The sequence below is a fragment of the Stenotrophomonas sp. PS02297 genome, assembly GCF_029959705.1.
GTDB lineage: Bacteria > Pseudomonadota > Gammaproteobacteria > Xanthomonadales > Xanthomonadaceae > Stenotrophomonas > Stenotrophomonas nitritireducens.
The window spans coordinates 21,555-33,198 of sequence record NZ_JASCOS010000032.1; the positions used below are offsets into that span (position 1 = coordinate 21,555).

Annotated in this window: 10 protein-coding genes; 4 read left to right on the forward strand and 6 right to left on the reverse strand. The window is 69.6% G+C overall.

Annotated features, from left to right (window positions below):
* Positions 1-2 precede the first annotated feature (2 nt).
* The 6 genes from QMX80_RS08815 to QMX80_RS08840 form a co-directional block, all read right to left on the reverse strand.
* Positions 3-1,253, reverse strand: coding sequence for a fimbrial protein (locus QMX80_RS08815; protein ID WP_282276543.1), 1,251 nt, complete (start codon positions 1,251-1,253; stop codon positions 3-5).
* Positions 1,254-1,273: 20 nt separating this feature from the next.
* Positions 1,274-2,494: a type II and III secretion system protein family protein gene (locus QMX80_RS08820; RefSeq protein WP_235504226.1), complete on the reverse strand. Its 1,221-nt coding sequence runs from the start codon at positions 2,492-2,494 to the stop codon at positions 1,274-1,276.
* A gap of 113 nt (positions 2,495-2,607) precedes the next feature.
* On the reverse strand, positions 2,608-3,642 hold the full coding sequence (cpaB, locus tag QMX80_RS08825; protein WP_282276544.1) for a Flp pilus assembly protein CpaB: 1,035 nt from the start codon (positions 3,640-3,642) through the stop codon (positions 2,608-2,610).
* A gap of 28 nt (positions 3,643-3,670) precedes the next feature.
* On the reverse strand, positions 3,671-4,159 hold the full coding sequence (locus tag QMX80_RS08830) for a TadE family protein (RefSeq protein WP_282276545.1): 489 nt from the start codon (positions 4,157-4,159) through the stop codon (positions 3,671-3,673).
* Positions 4,152-4,688: a prepilin peptidase gene (locus QMX80_RS08835; RefSeq protein ID WP_282276546.1), complete on the reverse strand. Its 537-nt coding sequence runs from the start codon at positions 4,686-4,688 to the stop codon at positions 4,152-4,154. Before QMX80_RS08835 ends, QMX80_RS08830 begins: the two co-directional genes overlap by 8 nt.
* A gap of 13 nt (positions 4,689-4,701) precedes the next feature.
* Positions 4,702-4,881: a Flp family type IVb pilin gene (locus QMX80_RS08840; RefSeq protein WP_282276549.1), complete on the reverse strand. Its 180-nt coding sequence runs from the start codon at positions 4,879-4,881 to the stop codon at positions 4,702-4,704.
* A gap of 468 nt (positions 4,882-5,349) precedes the next feature.
* Between QMX80_RS08840 and QMX80_RS08845 the strand changes: the two genes are divergently transcribed.
* From QMX80_RS08845 to QMX80_RS08860, 4 genes are all read left to right on the forward strand, one after another.
* Positions 5,350-6,303: a helix-turn-helix domain-containing protein gene (locus QMX80_RS08845; protein WP_282276550.1), complete on the forward strand. Its 954-nt coding sequence runs from the start codon at positions 5,350-5,352 to the stop codon at positions 6,301-6,303.
* 188 nt (positions 6,304-6,491) lie between these two features.
* Positions 6,492-10,052 (forward strand): ESPR-type extended signal peptide-containing protein, encoded by a 3,561-nt coding sequence (locus QMX80_RS08850; protein ID WP_282276551.1) that lies wholly within the window; start codon positions 6,492-6,494, stop codon positions 10,050-10,052.
* 67 nt (positions 10,053-10,119) lie between these two features.
* A complete protein-coding gene (locus QMX80_RS08855; RefSeq protein ID WP_282276552.1) occupies positions 10,120-10,893 on the forward strand; it encodes an OmpA family protein in 774 nt (257 codons plus the stop codon).
* A gap of 119 nt (positions 10,894-11,012) precedes the next feature.
* Positions 11,013-11,644: DUF998 domain-containing protein (locus QMX80_RS08860; RefSeq protein WP_345782361.1), on the forward strand; the 632-nt coding region annotated here is incomplete at its 3' end.

The window sequence follows — 11,644 nt, forward strand, 5'->3', positions numbered from 1 at the left end:
GGTTAGCGACCCAGGAGAGAAACAAGGCGGGCGATGGGGGAGGTGATCGGCGCCGCGTCGCGGCCGCCGGCCAGGTGTTGCAGCAGCGGTTGCAGGGCGCGCACGTAGGGATCGCGCGGCGCGCTTTCGGTGAGCAGGCGGCCGAGCCCGGTGCTGGCGCGCAGCGCCCGGCTGCGCTCGGGGAGCGTCGCCAGCAGCGGAAGGGCGAAACGCTCGGCGATCTGCCGGTCGCTCAGGCCGCCGTCCGGGTCGTAGCGGTTGACCAGAAGGCGCAGGCGTTCGTCGCGCAGTTCGCGGTGATCCAGGTCGCGCAGGGCCTGGTCCAGCGAGACCAGCGAGCCGATGCCCTGGTCGGCGACCAGCCAGATTTCATGCGCCTGCTTCAGCAGCGCGGGAGGGACCTGGGACATCGGCATGCCGCCCGTGTCGGCGACGACCAGCGGGAAGATGCCGCGCAGCTGGCGCAGCAGGGCCGCCGGCTCGTGCACGGGCGGCAGGGCGGTGCCGGCCATGCCCAGCAGCGCCAGGCCGCTGCCGTGGTGGGCCAGGGCGGTGGTGGCGAAGGTGGGGTCGATGCGCTCGACGTTGCGCAGCGCCTCCTCGTAACCGAAGTGGCTTTCCACGCCCAGATAGAGTGCGCCATCGCCGTTGGGCTGGCCGAGATCCAGCAGCAGGACCGGATTGGCCGCCTGCCCGCCGCTGCCGGGATGGCCCAGGCGCGCGGCCAGCTGCGCGGCCAGATGGACGGCGAGCATGCTGGTGCCGACGCCGGCGCGCACCCCATGGAGCAGGACCAGGCGCCCGGCGGGCGCCGCCACAGGTGCCGGTGCCACCGCCGTGGGGGAAGGCAGCGGCAGGCTGGTGATGCGCTCGAACACCTCGAGCATCTGCGGGGCGTTGTTGTCGATGTCGATGAAGTCGCGCACGCCCGCGCGCACCGCCACCAGCAGGTGATGGGCCTGTTCCGGCCCCTCGGTTCCGACCCCGACCATCGGCAGCGGGCAGGCCGCGGCGGCCAGCTGCCGCGCCAGATCCGACGAATAGCCGGCGTTTCCGCCGCAGTAGTCGAGCAGGACCAGCGGCGCGCCCGCGGCAACCTTGGCCAGCTGCTGCGGGGACACCTCGCGGCTGTCCACCCAGGTGAGCTGCGCATGCCCGGACAAGGTCGAGCCCAACCGCGCCATGTGGCGGTTGTCGGGGGCATAGAGCACCAGTTGCAGGTTCGGGGTCTGGTGCATGAGCGGCAGTGGCATGACCGACGGCATGGCGGGGGTCAGCGCGAGAAGCCCGGCAGCTGGTCGGGCGAGGCCGGGTGCAGCAGCCACGAACCCCAGACCGGCAGGCGGGGACTGGCCTCGCGCTGGCCCGGCAACGGGATGTCAGTGCCCTTGGCCAGTGGCCGCACCAGGCGCGGGGTGACCACGATCACCAGTTCCTTGTCCTCGCGCTTGTAGTCCAGGTTGCGGAAGAACGAGCCGATCACCGGGATGTCGCCCAGCAGCGGGATCTTGTTGACCATCGACGACAACTGGCTGCTCACCAGCCCGCCGATGACGAAGCTCTCGCCGTCGCCCAGTTCGACGGTGGTGTCCGCGCGCCGGGTGGAGATGGCCGGGATCTGCACGCCGTCGAGGCTGATGCCGCGGGTGTAGTCCAGGTCGCTGGCCTCGGGGGCCACCTTCAGTGCGATGCGGTCCGGCGACAGCACCGTGGGAGTTACCGTCAGGCCGATGCCGAAGGGCTTGAACGTCACCGTGGTGGTGCCCAGGCCCTGCGGTTCGAGGATCGGCAGTTCGCCGCCGGCCAGGAAGCTCGCGCTCTGGCCGGACAAGGCCACCAGCGTGGGCTCGGCCAGCACGCGCGCCATGCCGTTGCTCTGCAGCAGGTCGATGCTGGCGTTCCAGCTGTGGGGGAGGGAGCTGGCGACCAGTTTGAAGGCCGAGGACAGGGCGCCGCCGTTGCTGCTGGCGCCGGACGGCGACGTGAAGCCGTAACTGAAGCCGCCATTGGTGTTCCTGAAGTTCACGCCGATCTGGCGCAGCACGCTGCGGTTGAACTCCACCACCTTCACTTCCACCTGCACCACGCCGCCGCCGGCGATGGTGGATACGTCGTTGATGACGCCCTTCTCGCCGACCACGCTGGCGACCGCCTTGCGCGCCGCCTCGTGCGACAGCAGGGTGGGCGTCTCTCCCTGCAGCAGCCCTTGTCCGTCCTGCACGGCCACGGCGGGGGAACGGGCATCGAGCAGGCCGCGCTGCACCGCGCTGCGGACATCGACGCGGATGCGGGTCGGCGCGGGCTGCTGGCGCTGCCACAGCATCAAAGTGGTGCTGCCGGCGTTCCTGCCGACCAGCAGCACATGGCGCTTGTCGCGCAGGGATGTGACATCGGCGATCTCCGGGTCGGCGATGGCGATTCGTTCCACGTCCGCGGGCAAGGTCCACGGACGCTGTTCGTGGAGTTCCAGTTGCACCGACTCGCCGGCCGCCATCTGGGCCTGGGCGATGGCCGGAAGAACCGCGGCCAGCGCCCCGGTGGTCAGGAACAACCGGAGCAGGACGTGTGGCAGGCGATGGGCAGGCTTTGCCATGGTCGAACTCCCTTTCACGGCGATGACAGCAGGGTGGCGGGACTTGAGCCGCGCACGATCTCGATGCCGCCTCCGGTCGGAGCGCGGCGCGGTAGCGTCCTTTGCGGGGCAGCGGCGGGCGGCGCGCTCCTCGCGCCGGCCAATCCGTCCAGATCGACGCCCGCGAACGCCTGGTTTTCCGGCCGCTGTGCTTCTTCGGCCGCCATGCCATCCAGCCCGCGGCGCAGGGCCAGCACCGGCGCGGGTGCGGCGAACAGCGTGTTGTCGGCCATCGCGGTGTCGATCGGGTTGCGCAGGGCCAGGAACAGCTTGCCGCTCTGGGCGCCGAGCAGCAGGCGTCCGATCATTTCCACCGGAACGGCGAGCACCGCGGTCCTCGCCGGCGTCGTCGTGGCACTTCCGCCGCTGGAACCGCTGCCGTTTCCGATGATGGAAGCGGCGCGGCTGTCCGTTTCCGGCGCCCTGGTTTCTTCAGGCGCTGCAGTGGCCGCGGGCGGTGCGGCGGACTGCATGTCGCGTTCGCCGTAACCCAGCACGCGCAGGCGCGACAACAGCAGGCGCGCCTGCATACCACCCTGGCGGGAGCCCGCGGCCGCGTTCATGCCGGGCAGGCTCATGAACACGTCCACATGGTCGCCCGGCGCGACCCGGTTGCCGGCGCCGGCCAGTTCGTCCACCGGTATCGCCACCGCCCGTTCGCCGGGATTCAGGGCCAGGGCGATGCCGCGCGACACCCCGCTGCGCGGTATCGGCTGCCCGGCGTCGATGTCCTGCAGCAGGACACCGCCGGTCACCTCGCCCGCGTAGAAAAAGGCGCCCGGAGGCTGCTGGGCAAGAGCGGCGACCGTGAGGTCGTTGGCGGTCAACGGCATGCCCGCAGTCAGCGGCCTCGCCGCCACGACCACGTCGTAGCGCGGCGCCTGCGCGACAGCCGGCGAAGTGGCCTGCACCGCCTGCGATGAACGGCGCCCGATGCCGATGGCGATGATCGCCAGCAGCACGGCGATCGCCAGGAGCAGTATTGCCGTGATTCTTATGGCCCTGGGCATGATGGTTCCCCCTTGCGGACGTGTGGCGTCAGTTGCTGTCGGTATCCAGTTGCACGATGGCACTGCTGCGCATCCGCTCGCCCATCACCCAGCCCAGCAGTCGCCCGGTTCCGGGAATGAAGGGGTGGCGGTCGTAGTCGTAAGAGACGCTGACCTGCATGCAGCGCGTCGTGCCGTCGCCCGCGCAGAGGTAGGCGTCGGATACGACGATGGGCTCGGCCGCGGCCCCCTGGCAGTCGGCAGCCTGGCCGGAAAAATTCAGCAGCCACTGCATCGAGCGCGCCGAGGCCCGGCAGGCATTGCTGCGACGCGCCGGGACGTCGCCATGGCGCAGGGCGGCGCGCGCGCCTTCCCCCGCGGCGAGGGTCAACGACTGCTGAGCGGCGAAGACCATTACTCCGGTGAAGGTGACCAGCAGTAGCGGCACTATCCCCAGCATCAGCAGGAGCGCATATTCGATGCTGACCACCCCGCGCTGCCTTTTTATATTGAATCCATGGCTCGGTTGTTTATCCATGTGAAATCCCGGTGAAAACAACGAGCAGGGTCGCGACGCCGAGATAGGCGGCATAGGGGATTCCCCTGCGTCCCTTGCGCGATGCTTTCATTTTCCTGGACAGCTCACTTTCATTCACGAATCTATATGCGCGGATCGCCGGTGGATAATTGGCGATGAAATCCGGGAAAACCCGGTTCTTCGCCGCGATCCAGGCCGTCGCGTGTACCCCCGCAAGCAGGCTGGCGATTATCCAGAGCGGCAGGAGGGCGCTGCCGCCCAACAGCAGCCCCAGTACCGAAAACAGTTTCACGTCGCCGGCGCCCATCCAGCCGATCAGGTGGAACGGAAGCAGGAGCACCAGGCCGAGCAGCAGTCCAGCCATCGCGTCGGCGAGGCCGGTCGAAGCCGATGGCAGCACCAGCATCGTCAGGATGCCGGCCATTGCCGCCGCCAGCAGCCCGCGGTTGGGGGCGCGCCGGGCATACAGGTCGGTATATATGACCTGTAGGCCCAGAATCACCGCGATGCTTGCCGACAGCGGAGGCACGGCCGCGTGCCCGTCAGGCGAACGCGGCGGTGACGGCTGCCGTCAGCTGGGCGAACAGCGCCGTGAAGAAATCGCGTAACGCGGGGCCGGCGATGACCACCAGCGCGCCGGCGACCACGGCGGCGAGCAGGCCGTATTCCAGCGCGGTGACACCGTCTTCTTCTGCGAAAAACCTGCGGATCTTGGCGTTCATGATGCTCTCCATGAAAGCCCGGTGCCGGCAACGCGCCGGAATGCGCCGGGCGAACGCGGGTGGGCTGCACCCGCCGGGATTGTCCCGGGCATGTGGCCTGGCCGGAGGGGATGAACGCACCTGCTCCGGGACCGCCGGATAATCGTCGGCGATATTCCCGTAATCCCCCTTTGGCATGGCAGGCATGCCCGGGAAGGATCATTCCAATCTGGACGCGGTGTGCATACACATATTCGGCAAGATATTGCGGATGTGTATATATGTGATGTATTTCTCTGTTTGTGCGGCCGGCGTATACATGGCCATCCCGGCATATTGGTTATGTATTGCTGGCGGAACTGGAGTGGGTGGGGTGGTTTTCCAGGCGGTTTCCAGTCCGCAATTCAATCAAGGGGGATGCGCCGGGGCGCCGGCCGTATCCGGAGGTCAGGCTTACGACGGGATACCCGTCCGGGCATGGGCGTTCACATGGATGCGATGATCTGCGATCGGCATTTGAAGTCGTTCGATCTTTCCACGTTGGGAGGCGTCCTGCGCGTCTGCCACGTCGAGCTGGTATTGCTCGATGGCCAGCCGCCGATGGCCTCGGTGACCTCGTTCGTCCACGACCAGGCGCTGCTGTGCACCTTCGAGATCGCCGCACGCACGCGCGGGCGTTTCATGCTGCCGGTGGACTGGTGCCTGCTTGGCTGGATGGAAACGGTGGATCCGGAAACCAGCTGGTGCCATGGCGTGCCGTTGTCGCCCGGCGGGATCATTTCGGTGATGCCGGAAGGCATCACCGAATTCGCGCTGGGAGCGAACAGCCGGGTGACTTTCGTACTGGTGCCGTTGCGGCGTTTCCAGGAGCGTGCCGCCAGCCGTCATCTGGGCAGCCTTGAAGCCGGTGGCCTCGACGTGCCGCTGGTCAGCGGGCGCGAGCTGCCGCCGCTGCAGGATCATTACCTGGGCCTGCAGCAGCGCATCCGCTGCGGCGAGGTGACCTCGAACGAGATCGACGCGCTGCTCGATGCGCATGCAGGCGAACTGTTCGCCAATGGACCGGTGGAGCGCCGCGTCAGCAGCCGCGCGCGTCGCGTGCGCTACCTGATCCTGCGGCGCGCGGAGGACATGATGCGCGCCAACATCCGCAGGCACATCTACATGCAGGAGCTGTGCGATGCGGCGGGCGTAAGCGAGCGTGCGTTGCGCTACGCTTTCGAGGAGCTGGTCGGCATATCGCCAGTGCGCTACCTGTCGATGCTGCGCCTGTGCGAGGCATGCCGCACGCTGTCCTCCGCCGATGCCGGGCGCAAATCGGTCAAGTCGATCGCGCTGAGCTGCGGCCTGTGGGACCTGTCGCGGTTTGCCGACAATTACCGGCGGGTATTCGGCGAGCTGCCGAGCGAGACCCTGATGCGGGGCACCTTCTCCGACCTCTGAAACCGGCGCGATCGGCCGTGTTTGCCGATTCCGTGCATGGGCTTGCCGGGAGTGCGCACAGGTTTGCCGGATAGCCATAGCGATGTGCCGGATACAGGCAAAGCGTGCCGCTGGTTCCTGATGTAGTGCGATCCAAGCGATGAAGCCAGCCATCGGGGCGGGACAGTCGCATTGCACGGGGACTCATCATGAATCGCATCTACAGACTGGTATGGAACCGCACCCTGAATGCTTTCGTCGTGGGCTCGGAGCTGGCGAGCGCGGCGGGCAAGCACGCCGGCGCGCGCCGCCTGCAGGCGGGCCGGACGGGCGTGTCGCTGGGCATGGGAAGCCTGCTGATGCTCGCGATGGCCTCGCCGGCGCAGGCAGGCGACGCGCGCCTGGACGATCTGCAGGCGCTGGTCGCCAAGTACGCCGCGCAGGATGCCTCCATGCCGGCGGTCCCCATGCCGGGCGCGTCCGTTGCCGGCGTACCGGCGGCGTCCACCGCCCATGCGCCACTGCAGGTTGCCGGCCATCTCGGGCAGGCGGTGCCGGCACTTTCGCAGACGGTTGCGGTGGTGACGGCGCCGGTGGCGGCTGTTGCCGCCTCCACGCCCCCGCTGCAGGTCACGGCTGCGGCCAAGGCCACCCTGGTCAAGCCCATGGCGCACGTCGTCACCGGCGCGACCAAGGCCGTGGCGACGCTGCCGGGCATCGCTGGCAAACTGCCGCAGGCGCTGGTCCTCAAGGAGGATGGCGTGGCGGGCGGCATCGCCGGTACCGCGCAGGCGGGCCTGCAGGCGCTGGGCAGCGTGCTGTCGCCGGGCAGGGACGACAATGGCGGCAATCCCCTGCGCAATACGCTGGTCTCGACCGCGACCGCGGTCGAGGAGCTGACCGGTGGGCTGGTCAAGGGAAGCCACGCCGGCGCGCTGCTCGATGGCGTGGTTGAAGGCAGTGCACCGGTCCTTGATGGCGTCGGCGACAAGGCCGGCACCCTGGTCGGCCAGCTCACCGGTTCGGCCGTGCTCGGCAACGGCCTGTCGCAGACCGTCGTCACCGCCACGCAGGGGCTGCAGGCGACGACCGGCGCGCTGGGCCAGGGCAATGTCGGCGGAGCCGTGCAATCGCTGCTGGGCGCCGTCGGCGGGACGGTATCCGCCGCGACCGGAACCGTCACCGGCACGTTGTCGGGCCTTGCCGGCTCCGCGTCGGGGCTGGGCGGACTGCAGCAGCTGATCGATGGCGTTGCCGGCGGCCTGACCGGCGGCGCGTCCAACGTGGTCGGCCAGCTGACCGGGCAACCGGCTGCTGCCGCGGGTGGCGGCGCAGCGACCGGTGCGCGCCCGACCGGCCTGGTGGTCGGCAACGGCGGGCTGGTCGGTACCGTCGGCCAGTTGGCCGGGCCCACGCTGTCGACTCTGTTCGGTGGCGACGGTTACGTGCGCAACGGCGGGCTGGCGATGAGCAACGCCAACATCGCGCAGGCGTACTCGGTGACCACGGTGGCGGGCCTGCCCATGGTCAATCTCAGCCCGGTCGGGCAGGTGCTCGATGGCCTGGGCGGCCTGGCCACCGGCGGGAATTCGCACATGACGCTGATCGGCGGCGTCACGTCGGGCAACTACATCTACAACATCAACAACGGCAAGCCCAACGGACTGCTGGGGCTGGTGCTGCCGGACGGCGCGCCGGCATGGGCGGCCAAGTGCGCGGACCCGCTGGGGCTGGGGCTGGTCAAGGTCGACTGCTGGGGCGTCAACGCCGCGCAGGACTACCAGGTGCTGATCGGCGATGGCGCCTACGCCAACGGCTCAAAGGAAGTGGTGATCGGCACCAACGCCGAGCACCGCCTGGCGCAGCAGGATGCCAATACGGTCTTCCCCGGCGCGGGCGGCGGCGCCAATGGCGTACCGACGGCCGATTACGACGCACGCCTGGGTCATTCGGTGGTGATCGGCGACAGCGCTTCGGGCTCGGCCAATGGTCAGACCCTGATCGGCGCGGGCGCCACGTCGGACAAGGCCAACAGCGTGGCGCTGGGCTACAAGTCCAATGCCGACCGTGGCGGAAGGGACGGCTACACCGCCTTCGGCCTGGCGGCGCCGCAGAACTCCATCGGCGAGGTCGCGGTTGGCTCGGCCGGGCGCGAGCGGCAGATCACCCATGTTGCCGCCGGCCTGGAGCTGACCGATGCGGTGAACGTGGCCCAGCTCAAGGGCGCGTTGTCGCTGATCGCCGGGGTCAGCCAGTTCGCGGTCACCTATGACGACGATGCGCAGGGCAATCCCGACTATGGCCGGGTGACGCTTGGCGGCGGCAACGCGCCGCAGGGCACGGTGGTGGGCAACCTCGCCGCCGGTACGGTGGCGGCCGGCAGCATGCAGGCGATCAACGGCGGGCAACTGCATGGCCTGGGCATGTCGCTGGCGGCCCTGGTCGGCGGTGGCGCGACGCTCGATGCCAATGGCGCGCTGTCGATGCCGACCTATGGGCTCAACGCCATCGGCGCCAACGGGCAGCTGAGCCTGAACCCGTATGCGGGCCTCGGTGCGGCCTTCGGCTCGATCAGCGATTCGCTGGCGAACCTGCGTGGCCTGGTCATCACCACGACGCCCGCCAACGGCAACCCCGATCCGCTGGCGGTACGCTATACCGCCGACGCCAACGGCCAGCCGACCAACGAAGTCGTCCTGGGCGGCGACGGTGCGGCCGTGGCACTGCGCAACGTCGCCGCGGGCAATGTCGCCGCGGACAGCACCGATGCGGTCAACGGTTCTCAGCTGGCGACCACCAACAGCGCGGTGGCGGCGGCGATGGGCGGGTCGATGGCTTACGACAGCGCGTCGGGGCAATGGATCGGGCCGAGCTTCAGCATCACCGCGATCGGTGCGACAGGCGGCACCCAGCAGCAGGTGCTCGACAACGTGGGCGACGCGCTGGCGGCGCTGGATGGTTCGATCGTCAACGTCAACCAGCGCATCGACAACATCCAGTCCGGCGGCGCCGGCAACGCGTATTTCGCGGTGAATTCAAGCAAGGCCGCGGCGTCGGCCAGCGGCCAGGACAGCATGGCCGCCGGTCCGCAGTCCTCGGCCTCGGGCGCGCAGTCCGTCGCCCTGGGCGATGGCGCCACGGCCACGGCCGACGGCAGCGTCGCGCTGGGTGCCGGCTCGGTGGCCGACCGCGCCAACTCGGTATCGGTCGGCAGCACCGGCTACGAGCGCCAGGTCACGCACGTGGCCGATGGCAGCGAGGCCACGGACGCGGTGAACCTGCGCCAGTTGCAGGCCTCGCAGCAGGGCACGGTGCGCTACGACCAGAACGGCGATGGCAGCACCGACTACGGCAGCGTGACCCTGGGCCAGCCGGGGAAGAACGTGGTGATGCACAACGTCGGTACCGGCGTGGCCGGCACCGACGCGGTGAACGTGGCACAACTCAACAAGGGGCTGGGGGACGTCATGGACTGGTCGAAGAACTACACCGATCAACGTTTCGGCGACATCGGCCGCGACATCAACCGGGTCGACAACCGCGCCTCGGCCGGCATCGCCTCGGCGATGGCGATGGCCGGTCTGCCGCAGCCGACCGAAGCGGGTCGGCGCATGGCCTCGTTCGCGGCCAGTACCTTCCATGGCGAATCCAGCATGGCGGTGGGCATCTCCGGCGTCACCGAAGGCGGGCGCTGGATCTACAAGCTGAGCGGCTCGGCCAACACCCGCGGCGATGGCGGCGTGACCGTGGGCGCGGGCATCCAGTGGTGAGCGGTCCACGGGGCCGGCCGGTCCGGCCCGTGGACATGGCGCATTTGAACGGAGCGGGGGAGCATCGATGAACACGAAGTGGATGACGATGGCGGCAGCGGTGATGCTGGCCGGTTGTGGCAGCGCCCAGGTGCGCGGGGACTTTCCCGACCCGGCCCGCGCCTATCCGGCCGGAGGCACCTACGTGAGCCTGGACGGATTGCGTCAGTACGCGCCGGGCATGAACAAGCAGCAGTTGTATGCCCTGCTGGGTACGCCGCATTTCGGCGAAGGCATGTGGGGGGTGCGCGAATGGAACTACCTGTTCAACTTCCGGCGGACGGTAGGCGCGCCGCCGATCCAGTGCCAGTTCCAGATCCATTTCGACGGCAAGGGCGTGGCGATGGGGCAGTCGTGGAAGCCGGCCACGTGTGCGGCCCTGCTGGAACCAGCGCCGGTCGCCGCGGCACCGGCGCCGCCGCCGGCTGCGCCACCGCCGCCGTTGCGGATTTCCGCCGATGCGCTCTTCGCATTCGACAGCGCCGAGCTCTCCGGCAAGGGACGGGCGCGGCTGGACGAAGTGGTCGCCAGCCTGGGCGCGCGGATGGGCGCCGTGTCGTTGACCGTGGTCGGCTTTACCGACCGCATCGGCAGCGACGCCTACAACCTGCGGTTGTCGCAGCGCCGCGCCAACGCGGTGCGCGATTACCTGGTGGCGCGCGGTGTTCCCGCCGGCTCCGTGCGCGCCGAGGGGCAGGGCAGCGCGCAGCCGCTGGTCGAATGCGGCAAGGCGCCGCATGCCGAGCTGGTGCGTTGTCTGGCGCCCAATCGCCGCGTGGAGATCGCGGGAATCGGCGGTTGAACCGGCCACGGTCTGCGCAGGCGTGCGTGGCGTCGGCGCAGGCCTCACAATCGCCGGCGTTGGCGGGCGCGCGCATGCGCCGGCGTCGAAGAGGTCGGATGCGGATGGTGTGGAAACAGATGCTGCGCTGGGCGGGACCGGCGTCGGTGGTGGTGTGGCTGGTGGCGCTGGCGGTTTTCGGCGCGCGCCTGCCGTTCTACGACCAGATGCGCCATCCGGTTTCGCTGCTGGGCGCGACCGGCGTTCCCGGCGCCGGGATGTTCAATGCGATGGGCTTCGTGCTGCCGGGGCTGCTGGCGGCGCTGGCCGCGCTGGGGCTGGTGCTGCGGATGCCGGCCACCGCTTCGCGCCCGCTGCGCGTGGCCGGGCAGATGCTGCTGCTGGCCGGACTGGCCTTCGCTGCGATGGGGGCTTTCCCGCTGGACGTGGACGACATCGGGAATCGCGCCAGCCAGGCGCATGCCAGCGTCTGGCTGTTGTGGCTGGTGGCGTTCTGCGCCGGCGCGGCGATGCTGCGCGTGGGCGCTGCGCGGGATGCGGCGTGGCGCCCGGTGGCGACGCTGGCCGTGGCCTGCGCGGTGTGGATGCTGTGCAGCGCCTTCGTGTTCGGCAGCGTCATGCCGGTGGCGATGGCGCAGCGGCTGGCGTTCCTGGGCTGGGCGCTGTGGCTGGCGCTGCTGGCGCGGCGCGGGGGGGGCGGGGGGGGCGGGGGGGGGCCCCCCCCCCCCCCCGGCGGGCGCGGCGGGGGGGG